Here is a 23,176-nt window from a genome sequence, read left to right on the forward strand (position 1 = left end):
CGTCGCTCAACTCCTCAGCAGCAGGGCCGATGTGGGAACTCCCTCACCCGCCGTGACCAGGCAGGTCGTGGCGCCGGGGACCTGGGCGGTGCCGGTGCCGCGCAGCTGTCTGACCCCCTCGGTGATGAGGTTGAAGCCATGGACGTACGCCTCGCTGAGGCCGCCCCCGCCGGTGTTGAGCGGCAGCCGTCCGCCGATCTCCAGCGCGCCCCCTTCGGTGAAGGCGGCGCCCTCGCCGCGGGCGCAGAAGCCGTAGCCCTCCAGGGAGAGCGGGATCAGCGGGGTGAACGCGTCGTAGATCTGCGCGACATCCACGTCCTGCGGACTGAAGTCGGCGGTTTTCCACAGTCGGCGGGCGGCGGTCCAGGAGGGGCCGGTCAGTGGGTCGTCGTTCCAGTAGTTGACCATTCCGTGGTGCTGGGCCGGCAGCCCCTGGGCGACGGAGTGGACGTACACCGGCCGGTGCCGGCAGTCGCGCGCCCGCTCGGCCGACACCAGCACACAGGCCAGCGCGCCATCGGTCTCGAGGCAGTTGTCGAAGAGGCAGAGCGGTTCGCTGATCCAGCGCGCGGTCATATACATCTCGCGGGTCAGCGGGCGGTCGTACATCATCGCGGCGGGGTTCTGATTGGCCCGGTTGCGGCAGGCCAGCGCCACATTGAAGAAGTGATCGCGGGTCGCGCCGTACTCATGCATATAGCGCCGGGCCAGCAGGCCGATCTCATCGGCCGGGCGCAGCAGCCCGTACGGCCGGGTCCACTGGGCCGGGGTGGGCAGCTGCACCTGGGTGTTGGTCCAGGGGCGCGGCCCGCTGCCGCGTTTGCGGGACCGCCAGGCCACCCCGACGCTCGCCTGTCCGGTGGCGATCGCGGCGGCCAGGTGTGCGACGGTCGCACACGAACCGCCGCCCCCGTAGCCGACCTTGCCGAAGAAGGTCACGTCCCCGGCGCCGATGGCCTTGGCGATCTCGACCTCGTCGGTCTCCTCCATGGTGTACGAGGCGAAGGCGTCCACCTCGGACGGGGCGATTCCGGCGTCGTCGAGCGCGGCGAGGATCGCCCGGCAGGCCAGGGTCTTCTCGGACTCGGGGAGGTGTTTGGCGAAGGGGGTCTGCCCGATACCGGCTATCGCCGTCGCGTCCTTCAAGGTCGCCGTCGCCCTTACCGCCCCCATGGTCGCCTCCGTGGTCGCGTTCACCGGTGCTGACAGCGGGGAAGGCTACCGCTAATCTGACGGGTAGTCAGCTAGTGGGGTCGTCCGGCCCGGATTCCGGGGAGGGGAGCGGTCCGATGGAACAGATGGAGCAGGGGCACACCATCCCGGCCCTGATCCGGGCGGCGGTCGAGCGGTACGGCCCGGACGAGGCCGTCGTCGAGGGCCGCGCCCGGATCTCGTACGCCCAGCTCGGCGCCCGGATCGAGCGCGCCGCGGCCGCGTGCGTCGCCTCGGGCCTCGAACCGGGCGACCGCGCCGCGATCTGGGCGCCCAACACCACCGACTGGATCGTGGCGGCGCTCGGCGCGGTCACCGCGGGCGGGGTGCTGGTCCCGGTCAACACCCGCTTCAAGGGCGGCGAGGCGGCGTATGTGCTGCGCCGCACCAGAGCCACGCATCTGTTCATCACCGGCACCTTCCTGGGCACCTCGTATGTGGCGTCGCTGCGCCGGGCGGCGGGGGAGGGGCCGGGCCACGGCCCCCTGCCCGGCCTGCCCTATCTGCGGGAGGTGGTCGTCCTCGCCGACAACGGCCCGGAGGACTTCCGCACCTGGAAGGACTTCCTGGCGCTGGGCGACGCCGTGCCTCCGGAGGAGGTCCGCTCCCGGGCGCAGGCGGCGCGCCCCGCGGCCCCCTCCGACATCACCTTTACCTCCGGCACCACCGGCCATCCCAAGGGCGTGGTGACCACGCACTCCCAGACCGTGCGGGTCTTCGACACCTGGAGCGAGATCACGGGGCTGACGGCGGGCGATCGCTATCTCATCGTGAACCCGTTCTTCCACACCTTCGGCTACAAGGCGGGCATCATCGCCTGTCTGAGCCGTGGTGCCACGATGGTGCCGCAGCCGGTCTTCAGCGTGGAGACGGCCCTGGCCAATATCGCCGCCGAGCGCATCTCCGTCCTCCCCGGCCCGCCCACCCTCCACCAGTCCCTGCTCGACCACCCCTCCCGCGCCGCCCACGACCTGTCCACCCTGCGCCTGGTCGTCACCGGCGCCGCCGTCGTCCCGCTGGAGCTGGTGGAGCGCCTGCGCTCGGAGCTCGGGGTCGCCACCGTGCTGACGGCGTACGGCCTGACGGAGGCGTCCGGCACCGTCACGATGTGCCGCCGCGGCGACCCGCCCGAGGTCATCGCGGGCACGGCGGGCCGCGCGATCCCGGACACCGAAGTCAAGATCGCCACGGCCACCGGGCACGAACTCCCCCCGGGGCGACCGGGCGAGGTCTGGGTCCGCGGCTACCACGTCACATCCGGCTACTTCGAGGATCCGATCGCCACGTCCCGTACCGTCACCCCCGACGGCTGGCTGCGGACAGGCGATGTCGGGGTGATGGACGAGCAGGGCAATCTGCGCATCACCGACCGCATCAAGGACATGTTCATCGTCGGCGGCTTCAACGCCTACCCCGCCGAGATCGAGCAACTCATCGCCCGCCACCCGGACGTGGCCGACGTCGCCGTGATCGGCATCCCGGATCCGCGGCTGGGCGAGGTGGCCAAGGCCTACGCGGTCCGCCGCCCGGACTCGACGCTGACGGCGGACGACCTGATCGCCTGGTCCCGCCGCGAGATGGCCAACTACAAGGTGCCCCGGCAGGTGGAGTTCCTCCCCGAACTGCCGCGCAACGCCGGCGGCAAGGTCCTCAAGGCGCAGCTGCGGGCGGGCTGGAACGGGGCGGCCAGGGCTTGAGCGGTGGGGGAATGCGATGCGCGCGCTGTGCGAGGCGTTGTCCCACCATTTGTCGTGTGGCCCCCAACCCAGGGCCACGTCGGCCACGGATAGACGGCGGCCCCTGCGAGGTGATCCCGCAGTGCGATGTGGTCAGCCTGTGTCCGGGACGCGATCGCTGAGGGGGGTGCACTCCGGTACGCGCCCCTGGCGGGGCAGCGCGAAGGGGCCGGGCGGTTTCGCCCGGCCCCCCTTGGCGCTCACGAGTGTCTCGTGGCGCCTACTGCGGGCTGGTGGGGGCATGACCCTCGCCCTGTGGGCCCGGGGCGGCAGCTGTGGCGTATTCACCACTGTCCATACCGACGATGGGGGTGTGACTATCGCTTGCAGACGCGAATGCGGCTGTCTGGCTTGTGGCTCCGATCGCGGCACCTATGGCGATAATCAAGGTCGCAATGCCCTTTGTGGCACGAGTCATTCCGGTTCCTCCGTTACGGGGGTGATTATCTGTTTTGTACTGCAAATTAGCAATGAGGGGTACGTATGTTCGGCCATCTGGCCGGAACTGGTCGAAGCTTGGCGGAAAGGGGTGCGCCCGGTGGTGTGGGGGCGCTCGTTCGGGAGGTGGCCCGCGCAAAGGGGCCGATGCCGATGACGTCCCCTCCGCGTCATCGACATCGGCCCCGCGGTGTTACCTCATGGAAATGAGCGATGCTCCGTGTGCTCCTACTGGGGCGCTGAAGGTGTGTGGCCCTCTCCTTCGGCGCTCAGCTGCGGCGGTGCCGGTGTGTGGCCCTCGCCCTTGGTGCTCAGCTCCGACGGCGCGGGTGTGTGGCCCTCGCCCGCGGTGCTCAGCTGCGGTGGCGCCGGTGTGTGGCCCTCGCCCTTGGTGCTCAGCTGCGGCGGTGCGGGCGTGTGGCCCTCCCCCTTGGTGATCAGCTGGGGCGGTGCGGGCGTGTGGCCTTCGCCCTGGGTGGTCACCTGTGGAGGTGCCGGTGTGTGGCCCTCGTCCTGAGGTGTGAAGGGCGCCGGGTCGGCCTCCAGCGGCCGGTAGACGTCGGACTCGGGCTTCTTGTCCGTGTTTGTCACGATCAACTCCATCGGATGCTTTGGTCGGTATAGGCCGTTGGCACCCGCCCGGCGACTCCCCCGTGGGTCGCCGGACGGATGTCTCAAAAGGGCCGTCCACCTTACGGTGTGACCTCGCAACCGACCCGTCTGCCCCCCGCGGGGACGGGTCGACCACTGCTAAGACTCCCGGATGGCGATAAACGATTGATGAACGGTCGGCGAGCCGTGCCGTTATGCCGCGGCCGCGGGGGCCAGAAGCCGGCGGACGTCCTCCGCCTCAGGGGCCCCCAGCCGCTGGTGAATTGACAGCGCCTCACGCCAGCAGGCGTCCGCGCGCTCGTTCTGGCCGAGCTCCAGCAGCGCCTTGCCGAGCAGGGTCAGTACGATGGCCCGGCGCCACTCGCCCCCGATGCCCCGCAGGGCGAGAGCCTGTTCGGCGTGGGTGGCGGCCTCCGCGGGGCGCCCGATCGACAGGTGCGCCTCGGCCAACCGCTGGTGGGTCATGCCCTCCCAGAGCGGCTGGCGGTGCTCACGGAACAGGCCGAGGGCCTCGGTGAGCTGCTCGAGCGCTTGAGTGAGGCTTCCCGCCCCGGTCAGGGCGATACCGAGCGCGTACTTACCGTTGGCCAGGCGCAGGGTGCGCCCCAGGCTCCCGTAGATCCGCACTCCCTGCCGGGCCAGGTCCACGGCGCTGTCGATGCGGCCCATCTCCACATACGCACGCGAGAGGTTGCACAGCGCGCTGGCCTCGCCGGGCTGGTCGTCCACGGCCCGGTAGGCGTCGATGGCACGGAGGAAATGCCGCTCCGCGTCATCCCAGCGGGTACGGCTGAGATGCGCGATGATGCCGCGCTCGGTGAGGGCGCGCCCCATCGTGACATGGTCCTTGACCGTGGAGCCCAAGGCCAGGGCGCGTTCCGCCTCCGCGTCGGCCTCCTCGAGCCGGCCGGTGAGGTTGCGCACCTTGGCGAGGCAGGTACGCGCCCGGCCTTCGGCCCGGGTGTCGCCGACCGTGTGCGCCGTTTCGCTGACCACGCGGGCGACGGCCTCGTAGCGGGGGGCGTTGGCACCGGACTCGGCCAGGTCCATCGCGGCGAGCAGCAGATCCGCCGCCCGGCCCAGGGTGCTGCCCGGGGCGGCTTGCTGGGTGCAGGCCAGCAGGCAGTCCGCCTCGGTGAACAGCCAGTCCAGAGCGGCGTCCTGATGCGGGAAGACCAGGCCGGGGTGGCTGGCGGGGGCCAGGTGGTCGCCCAGGCGGTCGCCGGGCCGCTCCATGGCGTACACCCGTGCGGCCGTGGCGAGGTAGAAGTCCAGCAGCCGGGAGAGCGCCGCCTCGCGGTCCGCTGCCGACTGGTGCCGCTCCGCGCAGTCACGCGCGTAGAGGCGTACGAGGTCGTGGTAGCGGTAGCGGCCGGGCGCCGCGGACTCCAGCAGGGAGGCGTCGACCAGGGACTCCAGGAGCTCCTCGGCGTCGAGGGTGTCCATGTCCAGGACGACGGCCGCCGCGGCGAGCGAGATGTCGGGGCCGTCCGCGAGCCCCAGCAGCCGGAAGGCCCGAGCCTGTGACGGCTCCAACTGGCCGTAGCCCAGCTCGAAGGTGGCCCGCACGGCCAGGTCGCCGGCCCGCAGCTCGTCCAGCCGGCGGCGCTGGTTGGCGAGCTTGTGTGCCAGCGTGGAGACGGTCCAGGTGCGGCGCGAGGCCAGCCGGGAGGCCGCGATCCGGATGGCCAGCGGGAGGAAGCCGCACGCCGCCACCACGTCCATGGCCGCGTCGCGCTCGCTGATGACACGCTCCTCGCCCACTATCCGCGTGAAGAGGGCGAGCGCCTCCTCCGGGCTCATCACGTCCAGGTCGACCAGGTGGGCGCCCTCCAGGTCGACCATCCGGGTCCGGCTGGTGATCAGCGCGGCGCAGCCCTCCGTACCGGGCAGCAGCGGCCGCACCTGTGCGGCGTCGCGTGCGTTGTCGAGCAGCGTGAGCACCCGGCGGCCGTCCAGCATCGAGCGGTAGAGCGCGGCACGCTCCTGGACGCCCTCGGGGATCGCGTTGTCCGGGGTGCCGAGGGCGCGCAGGAAGGCGCCCAGGATCGCGTTGGGCTCCGCCGGTACCGGGCCCGCCCCCTGAAGGTCGACGTAGAGCTGGCCGTCGGGGAATTGATGGCGGGCCGCGTGGGCGACGTGTACGGCGAGCGTCGTCTTGCCGACACCCCCGATTCCGGCCACGGCTGACACGGCCATGACACGCCCCTCGGCGGTGGCGAGCTGATCGCTCAGCTCGTCGACAAAGGCGACACGGCCCGTGAAGTCGGCCACCGTCGCGGGAAGCTGGGCCGGCCGTACAAAGCTGGGCCCCGCGTGAGCGCGGCTGTCCACCGGGGCGGCCAGGTCGGCATCCGCCTGCAGAATGCGCTGATGCAGCTCGGAGAGTTCCGGGCAGGGGTCCACGCCGAGATCCTCGGCGAGCAGCCGCCGGGTGTCGTTGTACACGGCCAGTGCCTCGGCCTGCCGCCCGCTGCGGTAGAGCGCCAGCATCAGCAGTTCGCGCAGCCGCTCCCGGAGCGGATGGGCGGCGGTGAGGGCGGTGAGCTCGGAGACCACCTCGGTGTGGTGGCCCAGCTCCAGATCGAGATCGAGCCTGGTCTCGGTGAGGACGAGATGCCACTCCGACAGCCGGGCGCGCTGGGTCACGGCGTAGGGCCCCGGCACTCCGGCCAGGGCTTCACCGTCCCAGAGGCCCAGTGCCTGGCCGATGAGTTCATGGGCCCGCGGCCGGTCGCCCGAGTGCCGTGCCTTCTCCGCCTCCGCCGCCAGGCGCTCGGCCACGTCGGTGTCCAGGGCCCCGAGGCCCACCTGGACCGCGTAGCCCCCCGACTCGCTGACCAGGACGTCCGATTGCGGGGTGAATGCCTTGCGCAGCCGGGAGGCGTAGGTGCGCAGCGCCGCGATGGCGGCGTCCGGGGGGTCGTCGCCCCACAGGGCGTCGATGAGCTCGGGGGCGGTGGCGGTGCGCCCTCCGCGCAGCAAGAGAGCGGTGAGCAGGGCTCTTTGCTGTGGTGATCCGGTGCTCACCTGTTCTTCGCCTCGCCAGGCCCGTACGGGTCCGAGCACGGTGAAGCGCAAGGGCTGCTCCTGTGCCCGCTCCTTCTCGCCGGCCATGGTCTCCCCCTGCCTCTGCTCCCAGTTGCACGGGCCAGTTTGCCTTGCCGATACCCCTCACGTCAGTAGGGGCCGGACCTCTCCACAAGGCCTGCCACACTTCACACCCCTCGGAATGCCGACGCACCGTCAGGTCCATGGGTCGCTTTCGGTCACCGGAGGGCCGACTCCGTATGCGTCGCGATGGCCGGTATACGGATCCGTGGCCGTCGGGAGATCCGGCGCCGATGTGGACAGCAGTTGCCGTACCTCCTCGGGCTCGGGTGAGCCCAGCCGTTCACGGAGGGCCCGTGCCTGCCTCCAGCAGTCCTGGGCCCGGGTTGGCTGCCCGGCCGCCATCAGGGCCTTCGCCAGAACGGTGAGAAAGGAGAAGCGCCGCCACTCGCCGCCGAGACCGCCCAGGGCGAGGGACCGTTCGGCGTGTGCCACCGCTTCTGAGGGGCGCTGCGCGGCCAGATACATTTCGGCCAGCCGGAAATGGGCCATGCCTTCCCACAGTGGCTGACGGGCTTCGTGAAAGAGCTCGAGCGCTTCGGTGAGGTGGACGGACGCCTCCTCCAGCCGGTGGGCGCGCGTCAGCGCGATGCCGACGGTGTACATCCCGTTGGCGAGCCGCAGCGGGGCGCCGAGCCTGCGGTAGATGGCGAGCCCCTGCTCGGCCAGTTCCACACCGGTCCGGGTGCGGCCCCGGCTCACATGGAGCCGGGAGAGATTGGCCAGGGCGCTCGCCTCGCCCGCCTCGTTGGCATCGGCGCGGAACGCATCGAGCGCCTGTCCGAGGTACCTCTCGGCGTCTTCGTGCCGCCCCAGCCCGTTGGCCACGATGCCGAGCTGATTGGAGGCGCGGCTGGCGACCACCGGATCGTCGCCGTCCAGCTCCAGCGCGCGGAGCAGCTCCCGCTCGGCGTGGCCGTATCGGCCCGTGAAGCTGTACAGATGGCCCAGTGCCGAGCGGGCGCGGGCCTCGGTACGGGAATCCCCGGCGGCGTGGGCGGCGTCGCAGACCACCTGTGCCACCGTCTCGTACTGCCGCGGCCGGGCACCGGACTCGGCGAGGTCCAGCGCGCCCAGCAGCAGGTCCCCGGTGCGGCGGCGGGTGCTCTCCCCGGTGCACTTGGGCACACAGGCGAGCAGGCAGTCGGCCTCCGCGAAGAGCCAGTCCAGGGCGGCTTTCGAGGTCTCGAAGAGCAGTCCGGGATGGCCGGTGGGCTCCAGGTGCTCGACCATGCGGTCCCCAGGCCGCTCCAGGGCATACACCCGCGCCGCCGTCGCCAGGTAGAAGTCGAGCAACCGGGACAGCGCCTCCTCGCGCTCCGCCACCGCCCGCCGCTCCCGCTCCGCGCATGCCCGTGCGTAGAGCCGTACGAGGTCATGGAAGCGGTAGCGGCCCGGTACGGCGGACTCCAGCAGCGAGTTGTCCACGAGGGAGGTGAGAAGCCGGCCGGTCTCCGCGGCGTCGAGGCCGAGCACCGCGCCCGCGGCCGACAGGGAGATGTCCGGGCCGCCGGCCAGGCCCAGCAGCCGGAAGGCGCGGGCTTGAGCCGGGTCGAGCTGTCCGTAGCCGAGTTCGAAGGTGGCCTTGACCGCCAGATCCCCGGCCCGCAGCTCGTCCAGCCGCCGGCGCTCGTCGGCGAGTTTGCGGGCGAGAACGGAGACGGTCCAGGTGCGGCGGGAGGCGAGCCGGGAGGCCGCTATGCGGATCGCGAGCGGGAGGTAGGAGCAGGACGCCACCACGTCCATGACCTCGGCACGTTCCACGGTCGCCCGCTCCTGGCCCACGATCAGTGCGAAGAGGTCGAACGCCTCCGGCGGGCTCATCGCGTCCAGGTCGACCGGGTGGGCGCGGTCCAGGTCGGACATATGGGTGCGACTGGTGATCAGCGCGACGCAGTCCGGTGCTCCGTCGTCGGGGAGCAGCGGCCGGACCTGAGCGGCATCGCGGGCGTTGTCCAGGAGGACGAGGACGCGGCGGCCCTCGAGACACGCGCGGTAGAGCGCGGCGCGCTCCTCGGTGCCGTCCGGAATGGCGGCGTCGGAGGTGCCGAGTGAGCGCAGGAAGGCGCCGAGCACGGTCTCGGGGTCGGCAGGGGAGGGGCCCGCACCGCCGAGGTCGACGTAGAGCTGGCCGTCGGGGAAGCGGTGGCGGGCGGCGTGCGCGAGATGAACGGCCAGGGCGGTCTTGCCGATGCCTCCGATACCGGCGATCGCGATGGCGGCCGGCCGGTCGGCGGAGGTCGCGAGCCGGTCGTTCAGCTCCCGTACGAGGTCCTCGCGACCGGTGAAGTCCGCCACCGCCGCGGGCAGCTGCGCGGGGCGCACGACGGTGGTGTCGGCCATGGGGTGTCGCGGGCGGTCGGCGGCGGTGGGCCGGGAGAGCGCGGTGGCGGGCCGTGCGGGGACGTGCGGCCGGAGCTCGCGGACGACATCGGCGCGGTAGCCGTTGTCCAACTCGACTTCGAGCCGTGTCCGGCCGAGGGCGGAGTCCGGGTCCGCGCCGAGGGCCAGGCTCGCCTCTTCACCGTGCCAGCACCGGTCCGGTACGGAACCGGTGGAACCTTCCTGCCGCCCCAGGCGCTCGTCGCCGGCCATGGTGCCCCCCGCACGTGCTTCCTCGCTGTACGGCCAGTCTGCCGTGCCGGTGGCTCGTACGTCAGTAAAGAGTGCGACGTGTCCGGAGCATCCGTCGAACATCCCAGGAGACGCCCGCGTAGCTGACGATCCGTCAGATCGGCGCTACCGTGCAGTCATGGAGAGCTTCCCGAAGATAATCTCGGTGGACGACCACACGGTTGAGCCCCCTCACGTCTGGCGGGACCGGCTCCCGTCGAAGTACCGCGACAGCGGGCCGCGCATCGTCCGGGCGCCGCTGAAGGAGATGACCTTCATCGGCGGCAAGTTCGCCCCCAAGATGGGCGCGCCCGGGGACGACGGGCCGCTCGCGGACTGGTGGGTGTACGAGGAGCTGCACCGGCCGCTGACCCGGCTGGACACCGCCGTCGGCTACGACCGGGACGAGGTCAAGCTGGAGGCCATCACCTACGAGCAGATGCGGCCCGGCTCCTTCTCGGTGCCGGACCGGCTCGCGGACATGGACGTCAACCACGTCCAGTCCGCGCTCTGCTTCCCGACCTTCCCCCGCTTCTGCGGGCAGACCTTCACCGAGGCCGCCGACCGCGAGCTGGGGCTGCTCGGGGTCCGGGCGTACAACGACTGGATGGTGGAGGAGTGGTGCGGCCCCGAGGCCCGGGGCAGGCTGATCCCGCTGATCATCATCCCGCTGTGGGACGCCGAGCTGGCCGCCGCCGAGGTGCGGCGGAACGCGGCGCGCGGGGTGCGGGCCGTCTGCTTCTCGGAGATCCCGCCGAACCTGGGGCTGCCCTCGATCCACACCGACGACTGGGACCCGTTCCTGGCCGCGTGCGACGAGACCGGCACGGTCGTCGCGATGCACATCGGCTCCTCCTCGAGGATGCCCTCGACCTCCGCGGACGCGCCCCCCGCGGTCGGCTCCACGATCACCTTCGCCAACTGCTGCTTCTCGATGGTCGACTGGCTGATGAGCGGGAAGTTCGAGCGCTTCCCGAACTTGAAGGTGATGTACGCGGAGGGCCAGATCGGCTGGATCCCCTACATCCTCGAGCGCGCCGATGTGGTGTGGGAGGAGAACCGGGGCTGGGGCGGAGTGGCCGACAAGGTGCTGCGCCCGCCGTCCGAGCTGTTCACCGAGCATGTCTACGGCTGCTTCTTCGACGACGCCTTCGGGCTGCGCAACCTCGACGCCATCGGGGTCGGCAACGTGCTCTACGAGACGGACTATCCGCACTCGGACTCCACCTGGCCCAAGTCGCGGGAGGTCGGCGAGGCGCAGATGGGGCATCTGGCGCCGGATGTCGTGGAGCGGATTGTGCGCGGCAACGCGATCGAGCTGCTGGGGCTCACGGCGGACGGGCTCTGGGCGGGGGCGCCGGGGGCGTAGCCGGTTTGTCCGGGTGGCGTTGGTTCCGGCGTCGGCCTGGTCGGGGAGGGGTGTTGGTTCCAGCGTCGGCCTGGTCGGGGAGGGGTGTCGGTTCCGGCGTCGGCCTGGTCACGGAGGAGCAAGAAAACGGTCACTGTCGGTCAATGACAACCCCCGGACCCTCCGGCAGGCTGGGGGCATATCGGCCCTCCCGCCTCCCCACGCCGTCACCCACCCCTTACGACGTGACAGGGGCCGTGGGCGGCGCGGAGGGCCGGGTGTCCCTGTGTACCGGGCGTCGCGGGGTAGCGCCCGGCGCGCGGGACACAAGCGCCAGATGGCGGTAGTCGCCGGGCGGCATCCCGTACGCGGCGCGGAAGGCGCGGCTGAAGACGGCGGGGTGGGCGAAGCCCCAGCAGCGCGGCCGCCAGGTCGGTCAGCGCGGTGCCCAGGCGCGGCCCGTCGGAGGGGCGTAAGGAGCGGTCAGCCGCGAGCCGGGTGAGGAACCCCGTCAGCGGGGCGCCCACCCCTTCGCGCGCGGGGATTGGGCCGGGCGAGCAGCCGGTCGATCCGGTCGTGGGGGACCGGGATCAGTCGTGGGGGACCGGGATCAGGGCTTTGCGGGCATGGGCCCCGAGGTCCGCACGTCCGTACGCCGGCAAAGCGTTGCGCGGCGGGACGAGACTGTCGTACCCCTTGTCTGATGGACCGTCAGATACGACCATGTCCGACGTCAGATTCGACGATGACGGTCCACCGACAAGGAGGCCCGGCATGCGCGTCCTGCCCCGGGGCCGGTTGAGCTATGGCATGCAGCTGCCGATCCAGTCGCAGTCCACCCTCTACGCCGAGCCGTGGGAGGCCGGGGCGGGCCCGGCCGAGCTGCTCGAGGTCGCCCGCGCCGCCGACCGGCTCGGCTTCGCGTACCTCGCCGTCTGCGACCACGTCGCGATCCCGCGGCGGCTGGCCGCGGCCATGGGCACCGTCTGGTACGACCCGGTGGCCACCCTCGGCTGGCTCGCCGCGGCCACCGAGCGGGTGTGGCTGCTCAGCCATGTGGCGGTCGCCGCGCTGCGCCATCCGCTGCTGACCGCCAAGCAGTACGCCACGCTCGACCGCCTCTCCGGCGGCCGGCTCATCCTCGGGGTCGGGGCCGGGCACGTCCGGGAGGAGTTCGAGGCGCTGGGGGTGGACTTCGCCCGGCGCGGAGCGCTGCTGGACGAGACGGTCGACGCGCTGAAGGCGGCGCTGGGACCGGAGGAGTTCCCCGACTTCCGCGGCGAGCGGTTCGCGTTCAGCGGCCTCGGGCAGGCCCCGCGCCCCGTCCAGACGCCGCGCCCCCCGCTGTGGGTCGGCGGCTCCTCGCCCGCCGCGGTGCGCCGCGCGGCGGTCCGGGGCGACGGCTGGCTCCCGCAGGGCGACCCACGGGACCGGCTGCCCGGCCAGATCGCCCGGCTGCGCGAGCTGCGGAAGGAGGCGGCCCAACACGATCGCGGCTGTGAGGAACCCGCCGAGATCGGCGCGATCACCGAGCCGCTGTACGTCGGCGAACCCGGCTGGGACGTGGGGCGCCGGACCCTGACCGGCGCGCCGGAGCGGCTGGCCGAGAGCCTGCGCGCGTACGCCGCGATGGGAGTGGACCAGATCCAGGTGCGGTTCCGCTGCCGGGACCACACCGAACTGACCGACCAGATGGCGGCCTTCGCCGCCGATGTCGCTCCGCACCTCGATGACCAGGGATGACTAGGGAGATCGGAATGGGCAAGCTGGACGGGCGGGTCGTCATCATCACCGGGGCGGCGCGCGGACAGGGTGAGCAGGAGGCGCGGCTGTTCGCGGCCGAGGGCGCGCGCGTGGTCCTCGGCGACGTACTGGACGAGCCGGGCGAGGGGCTGGCCAAGGAGCTGGGCGAGTGCGCCCGCTTCGTCCATCTGGACGTGGGCCGCGAGGACGACTGGACCGCCGCCGTCGCCGCCGCGAAGGACGCCTTCGGCTCGGTGGACGGCCTGGTCAACAACGCCGGGATCCTCCGCTTCAACGAGCTGGTGGGCACCCCGCTGGCGGAGTACCTGGAGGTGGTCCAGGTCAACCAGGTCGGTACGTTCCTGGGGATGCGGACGGTCGCGCCGGAGCTGGTGGCGGCGGGCGGCGGGACGATCGTGAACACCGCCTCGTACGTCGCCCTGTCCGGGATGCCGCTGCTCACCGCGTACGCCGCGACGAAGGCGGCGGTGGTGGGGATGACGCGGGTGGCCGCGATGGAGCTCGCGGACAAGGGCATCCGGGTCAACGCGATGTGTCCGGGCGCGGTCGACACCCCGATGACCAACCCGGCCCAGCTCGACCCGGAAGCCGACAGCGCGGAGGCGACGGCGGCCGTCGACGAGCTCTACCGCAAGCTGGTGCCGCTGGGCCGGATCGGCCGCCCGGAGGAGGTGGCGCGGCTGGCGCTCTTCCTGTCCTCGGAGGACTCCTCGTACGTCACCGGCCAGCCGTTCGTCGTCGACGGGGGCTGGCTGACCGGCGTCTCGGTCTTCTAGGCGGCGTCCCGGCGGCTCGCGACGCCTGCGGCGAGCCTTTCCCCCCTTCCCTCAACTGGGGCTCCTCTCCAGCCCCCGGCGTCCTGGCCGGTGTGCTGGCCGCGGCCGACGGTCGGCTCGTCGACCCCCGGGGTCCAGGGGCGGAGCCCCTGGTAGCGGGATGGGGCGGGGAGGGGAAAGATCCACCGGACACCCCCGTAGACCCTCCGCCCCCGCCCGGCCTTCCACGGCCCTTGACGGTCCGTGCCCGCGGTGCCAGAGTCAATCAAAATCTGACGATCCGTCAGATCGACGTTCGTCTGAGGCGGTGAACCTCCATGGAATTCGGACTCTTCGTGCAGGGCTACGTCCCCGAAAGCCGACGCCGAACCGACCCCGAGGCCGAGCATCACGCGCTCGTCGAGGAGACCGAGTACGTCATCCAGGCCGACCGGTCGGGCTTCAAGTACGTATGGGCCTCCGAGCACCATTTCCTGGACGAGTACTCCCACCTCTCCGCGAACGACGTCTTCCTCGGCTATCTCGCCCACGCCACCGAGCGCATCCACCTCGGCTCCGGCATCTTCAACCCGCTGCCGCAGGTCAACCACCCGGTGAAGGTGGCCGAGAAGGTCGCGATGCTCGACCATCTCTCCGGCGGCCGGTTCGAGTTCGGCTCGGGCCGGGGCGCGGGCAGTCACGAGATCCTCGGCTTCCTGCCGGGCGTGACCGACATGAACGCCACCAAGGAGATCTGGGAAGAGACGATCGCCGAGTTCCCCAAGATGTGGCTGCAGGACGAGTACCAGGGCTTCACCGGCAAGCACTGGTCGCTGCCGCCGCGCAAGGTGCTGCCCAAGCCGTACGGGGCCGCCCACCCGGCGATGTGGTACGCCGCCGGATCGCCGCCCTCGTACGCGATGGCGGGCAGGAAGGGCCTCGGCGTGCTCGGCTTCTCCATCCAGAAGGTCTCCGACATGGAGTGGGCCCTCGACTCCTACAAGAACGCGGTCAAGGAGGCCGAGCCGGTCGGCGGCTTCGTCAACGACAACGTGATGGTCACCTCGACCGCGATCTGCGCCGAGACCCACGCCAAGGCCGTCGAGATCGCGCTCGGCGGCGGGCTCAACTACCTGCAGTCGCTTCTCTTCCGCTACCACGACACCTTCCCCCGCCCGGACGGCATCCCGCAGTGGCCCGAACTGCTGCCGGAGTACACCGAGGAGATCATCGAACTCCTCATCGCCGAGGAGCTGATGATCTGCGGCGACCCGGACGAGGTCTTCCGCCAGTGCAAGCGGTGGGAGCAGGCCGGGGCCGACCAGCTGTCGTTCGGGCTGCCGATCGGGATCGGCTACGAGGACACGATGAACACGATCAAGCTCATCGGCGAGCACGTCATCCCGAAGATCGACACCGATCCGGTGCACCGCACGACCCGCTTCCGCCAGGCCGTGACCCGGTGACCGCACCGGCCGTCACCCAGTAATCGCACAGGCCTTGCCCCAGTAGCCGCACAGGCCTTGCCCCAGTAGCCGCAGACGCCGGCCGCAGCCGCGAGAAGGGACCTGAACCCGTGCTCGACCACCTGATCAAGGGCGCCACCGTGGCGGACGGCACCGGCGCGCCCTCGTACGTCGCCGACGTCGGCATCCGGGACGGCCGGATCGTGGCCATCGCCGAGCCCGGGGCCGTCACCGAACCGGCCCGGTCCACCGAGGACGCCACCGGGCTCGTCCTCGCGCCCGGATTCGTCGACCCGCACACCCACTACGACGCCCAGCTGTTCTGGGATCCGTACGCCACCCCGTCCATGAACCACGGCGTGACCACCGTGGCCGGCGGCAACTGTGGTTTCACCCTCGCCCCGCTCAACCCCGACCGGCCCGGCGACGCCGACTACACCCGGCGGATGATGAGCCGGGTCGAGGGCATGTCGCTGGTGGCGCTGGAGCAGGGCGCGCCCTGGAACTGGCACGGCTTCGGCGAATACCTGGACGCGCTGGAGGGCCGGATCGCCGTCAACGCGGGCTTCATGGTGGGGCACTGCGCACTGCGCCGCCATGTGATGGGCGAGGACGCGATCGGCGGACAGCCCAGCCCCGCGCAGCTGGAGGAGATGCTGCGGCTCTTCCACGAGGCGATGGACGCGGGGGCGTGGGGGCTGTCCACCACCCAGTCCTCCACCCACTCGGACGGGGACGGGCAGCCGGTCGCCTCCCGCCACGCCCGGCCCGGGGAACTCCTGGCGCTCTCCCGGGCCGTCGGCGACCACGAGGGGACGCAGATCGAGGCGATCGTGGCGGGCTGTCTCGACCAGTTCGCCGACGAGGAGATCGAACTGCTGGTGGACATGAGCGCGGCCGCCGGCCGCCCGCTCAACTGGAACGTGCTGACCATCGACGCGGCCGTCCCCGAGCGGGTGCCGCGCCAGCTCCAGGCCAGCGAACGCGCCCGTAAGGCGGGCGGCAGGATCGTCGCCCTCACAATGCCGATCCTCACCCCCATGAACATGTCGCTGGGCACCTTCTGCGCGCTCAACCTCATCCCGGGCTGGGGCGACATCCTGGGGCTGCCCATCCCGGAACGGATCGCGACCCTCCGCGACCCGGCCGTCCGGGAGGAGATGCTGCGCCGCGCCGGCAGCCCCGAGGCCGGGGTCTTCCGGCGGCTCACCCACTTCGGCCGCTATGTCATCGGCGACACCTACAGCGAGGCCAACGCCGGGCTGACCGGGCGCGTCGTCCGCGATATCGCCGCCGAGCGCGGGCAGGAGGCGTTCCACTGCCTGGTGGAGATCTGCGCGACGGATGAGATGCGTACGGTGCTGTGGCCGATGCCGACCGACAACGACCCGGCCAGCTGGCGCTTGCGACAGCAGACCTGGGAGCACGAGGACGTCATGCTGGGCGGCTCCGACGCCGGGGCCCATCTGGACCGGATGTGCGGGGCCCCGTACACCACCCGGTTCATCGGCGACTGTCTGCGCGGACGGAAGCTGGTCGGCCTGGAGCGGGCGGTGCGGATGCTGACGGACGATCCGGCGCGGCTGCTCGGGCTGCGCGAGCGCGGCCGCATCGCCGAGGGCTACCACGCCGACCTGGTCCTCTTCGACCCCGACCGGATCGACGCGGGCCAGGCGCGGCTGGTCCACGACCTGCCCGGCGAGAGCCCCCGGCTGGACTCGCGCGCGACGGGGATCGTGAGCGTCCGGGTGGGCGGCACGGAGACCATCCGGGACGACGAGATCACCGGCGCGGTGCCGGGAAAGGTGCTGCGGTCGGGCCGCGACACGGAGACGGTGAGCACGAGGGGCTGAGGCGGTGACGCACGCGGCGGCCGGGGGCGGCGGGCGTGATGAGCACGACAGATCCGCCAGCCGCACGGACCCCACGGGCTGCACGGACTCCACGGGCTGTACGGCTCCCACGGGCTGTACGGTTCCCACGGGCTGTACGGCTCCCACGGGCCCTACGGCTCCCATGGGCCGCACGGGTTGTGCGGGTTGTGCGGACCCCATGGGCCGCACGGGCCCTACCGGATCCACGGGCACAACCGGACCCACCGGACTGGCCGGCCGGGCCGCCCTGGTCACAGGTGGTTCACGGGGCATCGGGCTCGCCGTGGCGCAGGCGCTGACGGCGGACGGCGCGGCGGTGTGCGTCACGGCGCGGGAGCCGAGGGGGCTGGCCGACGCCGTACGCCGCCTCGGCCCGCGCGCCGTCGGCTGCCCGGGGGACGTGGCCGACCCGGCCCATCTGTCGGCGGCCGTGGCCCGCACCCTGGCCGAGTTCGGCCGCCTCGACATCCTGGTCAACAACGCCGCCACCAACGCCCCGTTCGGCCCGCTGATGGCCGTGGACCCACTCGCCTGGCGCACGGCCTTCACGGTCAACGTGGAGGCCCCGCTGCGGCTGGCCCAGGCGGCCTGGCGGGCCTGGATGCGCGACCACGGCGGGGCGGTCGTCAACATCTGCACCGAGGGCACCCACGGCGTCGGCCCGGACGTCGGCGCCTACGGCACCACCAAGACGGCCCTCCTCCGCCTCACCCGCCAGCTCGCCGGAGAACTGGCCCCCGCCGTCCGCGTCAACGCCGTCTCCCCGGGCCTGGTCCGCACCGAGATGGCCCGCTTCGTCTGGGAGCCCGGCGAACAGGAGATCGCCGCGACGCTCCCGCTGGCCCGTATCGGCGAACCGGAGGACGTGGCGCGCGCGGTCCGCTGGCTGGTCTCGGACGAGGCGTCCTGGATCACCGGCGCGGACCTGGTGGTCGACGGCGGCCGCCGCGTCCGCGCGGCACGCCGCGTCGAATGACAGGACAACACGACCGACCCCCTGTTCCTCGGCCGGGGCAGCTCCGTATTCGCTAGACGAGACGCAACGTGGCGTCTACGCTAGCCCCCATGACACTCACTCACACCCTTGCCGACCCCCGGGTCGAGACCGCCATCAGCCGCATGTTCAAGCTGGCCGAGCAGGACGAGACCGCTCAGACGCAGCTGCCGCCCGGCGCGCTGGAAACGATGGCCCCGCAGGAACTCGCCGACGCCGCGGCCGGGATCTATATGCCCATCTCCGCCGATGGCGGGAAGCTGCTCTACAACCTGGTGCGGGCCATCCGCCCGGCCACGGTGGTCGAGTTCGGCATGTCCTACGGGATCTCCACGCTCCATCTGGCCGCCGCCGTGCGGGACAACGGCACCGGGCGCGTCGTCACCACGGAAATGAGCAAGGAGAAGATCGCCGCGGCCCGCCGCACCTTCACCGAGACCGGTCTTGACGACCTGATCACCGTGCTGGAGGGGGACGCCCGGGAGACCCTCGCCGACCTCGAGGGCCCCCTGGAGCTGGTGCTGCTCGACGGCTGGAAGGACCTGTGCCTGCCCGTGCTGCGGACGCTTGAACCGGTCCTGCGGCCCGGCGCCCTCGTGGTGGCCGACGACATCGACCAGCTTGAGGGCCCCATGCGGCCGTACCTCGACTACGTACGCGACCCGGCGAACGGCTACCAGAACGTCAGCTTCCCCATCGAGGACGGCATGGAGATCAGCTGCCGCCTCTGACGCCGCCCGCCGCACCGCCCGCCGCGCCGCGCGGTCGGGGGAGCCGTCAGCGCTCGCCCAGCCAGATCGGGTTCGTCATCGCCGCCATCGGGCCCGGTATGCCCGACGCCCCGCCGTCCGCCGGGGCCCGGCGGACCTCGGCGCGGACGTACGCCGCGTAGGACGCCGTCGTACGCCATTCGGCGCTGAGCTCGCCGGAGTCGGGGACCGGCGTTCCGTAGAGCTGGCCCTGGTCGGTGATGAACCGCACCGAGCAGCCCGAGCCCACGCCGGAGACCTTCAGGCGGACCGTGACCTCCGCCGCGCCGCCGACCTTCAGACGCTCGCCGATTCCGGCGTGCTTGCCGCGTCCGCCGACCGCCTCGAAGGTGAGGTCGATCTTGGAGGACTCCGCGATCCAGCTGCGGCCGGCCCGGATGCCCTCCTGGAGGGCGGTGCGGGAGAGGTCGTCGGCGAGCACCACCGTCTGCGGCAGGCCGACGACCTGGGGTTCGCGGTGGGCGTCGCTGTGGCCGACGGCGGGCAGCCAGCGGCCGTCGCCACGGGAGGCGGCCACCAGCGTGTTGTCCCACTCGGAGATCGTGATCTCGTCGTCCGGGGTGAAGTCCGCGTTCCACACCTCGACCGCGTCGGCCTCGTTGAAGCCGAACTTCCAGTTGCAGCCGACACAGGTGCCGTGCGGATGGGCCGGGATCACCAGGCCGCCGGCCTGCCGGACCTTGCGGGCGAACTGGCCGAAGCGGTTGTCCCGGGCGCGGTAGCGCCAGTCGATGAAGACGCCGGGGTCGGTGCCGAGGGCGACCACGTGGCCGTTGCGCGTGGTGATCTCCTCGCCGGTGAGGATCAGCAGGTCATCGCCCCACAGACCCTCGAACGCGGTATGCGACGAGATGGTGTTGTGCTCGGTGGTGGTGATGAAGTCCAGCCCCGCGGCACGGGCGGCGGCGACCACCTCGGCCGGGGTGCGCTTGCCGTCGGAGTGCACGGTGTGCAGATGCGAGTCGCCCCGGTACCAGGCGCGGCCCCGGCCCTTCGCGCGCTGCGGCGGGTATGCCCCCTGCTCGGGGGTGGTGCCGGGCGCGCCGTACCGCAGTGTGACGGTGATCTTGTAGTCCAGGCCCTGCGGGGCGACCGTGTACGGCCCCAGCACGACATGCCAGGTGCCCGCCTTCACCGGCCCCGCCAGATAGCCGGGGGTGGCCTCCTCGGCGCTGATGGCGAACTCCGTACGGGCCCCGCCGGACCAGCCGCGGAAGCCGCGGCCGCCCAGCTCCGTGCCGCGTTCGTCGAAGATGCCGATGTCGCAGGCGTTGCCCTGCGTGCCGGCCGGGACGGTCGGCTTGTCGTACGAGTACGACACGGCGATCTCGCGCACTCCGCGCGGTACCTCGACCGGTACGTAGACGAAGTCGGGTGCGCCGGTGGGCAGATGGCCGCTGAGGGTTCTGGTCTGCTCAGGACCGTCGGCCGTGCCCGCCGCGTCGGCCTGGGTGAAGGTCATGGGATCGAGTGTCAGCACACCCGCCGCGCCCGCAAGCGCGGAGAGCCTGAGTACATCGCGTCGCTGCATGAGGTGCCCCCCAGAGTCGAGAGTGCCGTCCGACACCCGCGTGACACCGTTGTACGCGTGGGTGACACGCACGGAAAGCCCTGTGGATAACTCCATGGCGGAGAGGGAACGGACGGCCCCGCCCCGGCCCGCCGCCCCCACCCGGCGATCCGCGCTCCCGCCAAGTCCGGTCCGGGCGACGGCCGTCGGCGCCCAGTGGGTGTAGCCCGCACGTTCCACCGCGCCGTATTCCCGCCCACGGCCCGCGGCGGCCGTGATCAGATCCACAAAACCGCAGGCCCGAGCCATCTGGCGGTGTCCCGCACCGCTCGTATGCTCGGAGGATGACCACGAGCGCGCAGGGAAACGAACCGGGTGCCCCGACTGGCTCCGCCGCCCCCACAGCCAACGCTATGCGCCGTGCGCTCAAGCGCGCCCGCGACGGCGTGGCGCTGGACACCGCCGAGGCGGCGGTGCTGCTCCAGGCGCGCGGTGACGACCTGCGGGAGCTGATGGCCTCCGCCGCCCGGGTCCGCGACGCGGGTCTGGAGGCGGCCGGCCGGCCCGGGGTCATCACCTACTCGCGCAGCGTCTTCATCCCGCTCACCCGGCTGTGCCGGGACAAGTGTCACTACTGCACCTTCGCGACCGTCCCCGGCAAGCTGCGACGGTCGGGTCATGGGATGTTCATGTCGCCCGACGAGGTCCTGGACATCGCCCGCCGGGGCGCCGAGATGGGCTGCAAGGAAGCGCTGATCACGCTCGGCGACCGTCCCGAGGACCGCTGGCCCGAGGCGCGCGAATGGCTGGAGGCCGAGGGGTACGACGACACCATCGCGTACGTACGGGCCATGGCGATCCGCATCCTGGAGGAGACGGGTCTGCTGCCCCACCTCAACCCCGGCGCGCTGACCTGGACCGACTTCCAGCGGCTCAAGCCGGTCGCGCCCTCCATGGGCATGATGCTGGAGACCACCGCCGAGCGGCTGTGGAGCGAGCCCGGCGGCCCGCACTACGGCTCGCCCGACAAGGAGCCGGCGGTGCGGCTGCGGGTGCTGGAGGACGCCGGGCGCAGCTCCGTCCCGTTCACCAGCGGGCTGCTGATCGGGATCGGCGAGACGCATGAGGAGCGGGCGGATTCACTGTTCGCGCTGCGCCGCGTCTCCCGCTCGTACCACGGCATCCAGGAAGTCATCGTCCAGAACTTCCGCGCCAAGCCGGACACCGCCATGCGCGGGATGCCGGACGCCGAGCTGGACGACCTGGTGGCCACCGTCGCCGTCGCCCGCCACATCCTGGGCCCGTCCGCCTGTATCCAGGCGCCGCCCAACCTGGTGGACGCGGAGTACGAGCAGCTGATCGGGGCCGGTATCGACGACTGGGGCGGCGTCTCCCCGCTCACCCCGGACCACGTCAACCCCGAGCGCCCCTGGCCCCAGGTGGACGAGCTGGCCGAGCGCTCCGCGGCCGCCGGCTTCCGGCTGCGCGAACGGCTCGCGGTCTATCCCGAGTACGTCCAGCGCGGTGAGCCCTGGCTGGACCCCCGGCTGCTGCCGCATGTGACCGCCCTCGCCGACCCCGGGACCGGTCTGGCCCGCGAGGGCGCGGTCCCCACCGGGCTGCCCTGGCAGGAGCCTGACGAGGCGTTCAGCGCCTCCGGCCGCACCGATCTGCACCGTGCCATCGACACCGAGGGGCGCACCGGTGACCGCCGTAAGGACTTCGACGAGGTCTACGGCGACTGGGAGGCGCTGCGCGAGGCCGCCGCCCCCGGTATGGCACCGTCCCGCATCGACACCGACGTCAAGACCGCGCTGGCCCAGGCCGCCGCCGACCCGACCCGGCTGACCGACCCCGAGGCGCTGGCCCTGCTCCACGCCGAGGGCCCGGCGCTGGACGCCCTGTGCCGCATCGCCGACGATCTGCGCCGGTCGACCGTCGGCGACGACGTCACGTACATCGTCACCAGGAACATCAACTTCACCAATGTCTGCTACACCGGCTGCCGCTTCTGCGCCTTCGCCCAGCGCCGCACCGACGCGGACGCCTACACCCTGTCCCTGAACCAGGTCGCCGACCGCGCCCAGCAGGCGTGGGACGTGGGCGCGGTGGAGGTCTGCATGCAGGGCGGGATCCACCCGGACCTGCCCGGCACCGCGTACTTCGACATCGCACGTGCCGTCAAGGAGCGCGTGCCCGGCATGCATGTCCACGCCTTCTCCCCGATGGAGGTCGTCAACGGCGCGACCCGTACGGGCATGTCCATCCGCGAATGGCTGACGGCGGCGCGCGAGGCGGGCCTGGACACCATCCCCGGCACGGCGGCCGAGATCCTGGACGACGAGGTGCGCTGGATCCTCACCAAGGGCAAGCTGCCGACGGCCACCTGGGTCGAGGTCGTCAAGACGGCGCATGAGCTGGGCATCCGGTCCTCGTCCACGATGATGTACGGCCATGTGGACCAGCCCCGCCACTGGCTGGCCCATCTGCGGCTGCTCGCCGAGATCCAGCAGGAGACGGGCGGCTTCACCGAATTCGTCACCCTCCCCTTCATCCACACCAACGCCCCCGTCTACCTCGCCGGTATCGCCCGCCCCGGTCCCACCACCCGCGACAACCGCGCCGTCACGGCCATGGCGCGGATCCTGCTCCACCCCCACATCCCCAACATCCAGACCAGCTGGGTGAAGCTGGGCACGGAGGGCGCCGCCGAGATGCTCCGCTCCGGCGCCAACGACCTGGGCGGCACCCTTATGGAGGAGACCATCTCCCGTATGGCGGGCTCCTCCTACGGCTCCTACCGCTCCATCCAGGACCTGGTGGGCATCGCCGAGCTGGCCGGCCGCCCGGCCCGCGCCCGCACCACCACCTACGGCCCCGTCCCCGAGGACCGGCAGGCCGCCGCCCTCGCCTCGGACGGTCATCTGCCGGAGCTGCTCCCGGTGCTGGGGGACTGACCCCGGCGCACGGTTC

14 protein-coding genes and 2 pseudogenes are annotated in these 23,176 nt (G+C 71.9%); 9 read left to right on the forward strand and 7 right to left on the reverse strand.

Annotation, left to right across the window (positions count from 1 at the left end):
- Positions 1-6: 6 nt before the first annotated feature.
- Positions 7-1,173 carry a lipid-transfer protein gene (locus J2Z30_RS15980; RefSeq protein WP_044571473.1) on the reverse strand — a complete coding sequence of 389 codons (1,167 nt, stop codon included), beginning with the start codon at positions 1,171-1,173 and terminating at the stop codon, positions 7-9.
- A 116-nt stretch (positions 1,174-1,289) separates the two neighbouring features.
- On the opposite strand from J2Z30_RS15980, the gene J2Z30_RS15985 reads away from it, so the two are divergent.
- Positions 1,290-2,909, forward strand: coding sequence for a FadD3 family acyl-CoA ligase (locus tag J2Z30_RS15985; RefSeq protein WP_044571466.1), 1,620 nt, complete (start codon positions 1,290-1,292; stop codon positions 2,907-2,909).
- A 24-nt stretch (positions 2,910-2,933) separates the two neighbouring features.
- On the opposite strand, the pseudogene J2Z30_RS51685 reads toward J2Z30_RS15985, so the two are convergent.
- From J2Z30_RS51685 to J2Z30_RS16000, 4 genes and pseudogenes are all read right to left on the reverse strand, one after another.
- Positions 2,934-3,005 (reverse strand): annotated as a pseudogene (locus tag J2Z30_RS51685) (DUF6185 family protein); the annotation flags it as partial.
- A 609-nt stretch (positions 3,006-3,614) separates the two neighbouring features.
- On the reverse strand, positions 3,615-3,977 hold the full coding sequence (locus J2Z30_RS15990; protein ID WP_209468691.1) for a hypothetical protein: 363 nt from the start codon (positions 3,975-3,977) through the stop codon (positions 3,615-3,617).
- Positions 3,978-4,190: 213 nt separating this feature from the next.
- A complete protein-coding gene (gene afsR, locus J2Z30_RS15995) occupies positions 4,191-7,115 on the reverse strand; it encodes an SARP-family global regulator AfsR (RefSeq protein WP_044571463.1) in 2,925 nt (974 codons plus the stop codon).
- Between the two features lie 129 nt (positions 7,116-7,244).
- On the reverse strand, positions 7,245-9,704 hold the full coding sequence (locus J2Z30_RS16000; RefSeq protein WP_044571456.1) for a tetratricopeptide repeat protein: 2,460 nt from the start codon (positions 9,702-9,704) through the stop codon (positions 7,245-7,247).
- Positions 9,705-9,861: 157 nt separating this feature from the next.
- Here J2Z30_RS16000 and J2Z30_RS16005 point away from each other — a divergent pair, with 157 nt between their 5' ends.
- On the forward strand, positions 9,862-11,091 hold the full coding sequence (locus tag J2Z30_RS16005; protein WP_044571450.1) for an amidohydrolase family protein: 1,230 nt from the start codon (positions 9,862-9,864) through the stop codon (positions 11,089-11,091).
- 217 nt (positions 11,092-11,308) lie between these two features.
- On the opposite strand, the pseudogene J2Z30_RS52115 reads toward J2Z30_RS16005, so the two are convergent.
- Positions 11,309-11,485: pseudogene (locus tag J2Z30_RS52115) on the reverse strand (AraC family transcriptional regulator); the annotation flags it as partial.
- A 359-nt stretch (positions 11,486-11,844) separates the two neighbouring features.
- Between J2Z30_RS52115 and J2Z30_RS16010 the strand changes: the two are divergent.
- The 6 genes from J2Z30_RS16010 (at position 11,845) to J2Z30_RS16040 (ending at position 18,654) form a co-directional block, all read left to right on the forward strand.
- A complete protein-coding gene (locus J2Z30_RS16010; protein WP_044571449.1) occupies positions 11,845-12,813 on the forward strand; it encodes an LLM class F420-dependent oxidoreductase in 969 nt (322 codons plus the stop codon).
- 14 nt (positions 12,814-12,827) lie between these two features.
- On the forward strand, positions 12,828-13,610 hold the full coding sequence (locus tag J2Z30_RS16015) for an SDR family NAD(P)-dependent oxidoreductase (RefSeq protein WP_044571448.1): 783 nt from the start codon (positions 12,828-12,830) through the stop codon (positions 13,608-13,610).
- Positions 13,611-13,927: 317 nt separating this feature from the next.
- Complete coding sequence (locus tag J2Z30_RS16020; RefSeq protein ID WP_044571445.1) at positions 13,928-15,055, forward strand: LLM class flavin-dependent oxidoreductase; 1,128 nt, start codon at positions 13,928-13,930, stop codon at positions 15,053-15,055.
- Between the two features lie 110 nt (positions 15,056-15,165).
- Positions 15,166-16,908: an N-acyl-D-amino-acid deacylase family protein gene (locus J2Z30_RS16025; RefSeq protein ID WP_044571443.1), complete on the forward strand. Its 1,743-nt coding sequence runs from the start codon at positions 15,166-15,168 to the stop codon at positions 16,906-16,908.
- Positions 16,909-17,107: 199 nt separating this feature from the next.
- Entirely contained in the window at positions 17,108-17,905 is a 798-nt protein-coding gene (locus J2Z30_RS16035; protein ID WP_044571440.1) for an SDR family oxidoreductase, read from the forward strand.
- 89 nt (positions 17,906-17,994) lie between these two features.
- Entirely contained in the window at positions 17,995-18,654 is a 660-nt protein-coding gene (locus tag J2Z30_RS16040) for an O-methyltransferase (RefSeq protein ID WP_044571437.1), read from the forward strand.
- Positions 18,655-18,700: 46 nt separating this feature from the next.
- Here J2Z30_RS16040 and J2Z30_RS16045 read toward each other — a convergent pair whose 3' ends face one another.
- Positions 18,701-20,224, reverse strand: coding sequence for a CehA/McbA family metallohydrolase (locus J2Z30_RS16045; RefSeq protein ID WP_209468692.1), 1,524 nt, complete (start codon positions 20,222-20,224; stop codon positions 18,701-18,703).
- Between the two features lie 323 nt (positions 20,225-20,547).
- Here J2Z30_RS16045 and J2Z30_RS16050 point away from each other — a divergent pair, with 323 nt between their 5' ends.
- A complete protein-coding gene (locus tag J2Z30_RS16050) occupies positions 20,548-23,160 on the forward strand; it encodes a bifunctional FO biosynthesis protein CofGH (protein ID WP_044571434.1) in 2,613 nt (870 codons plus the stop codon).
- Positions 23,161-23,176: the final 16 nt, after the last annotated feature.

This window comes from Streptomyces iranensis, assembly GCF_017874715.1.
Taxonomy (GTDB): domain Bacteria; phylum Actinomycetota; class Actinomycetes; order Streptomycetales; family Streptomycetaceae; genus Streptomyces; species Streptomyces iranensis.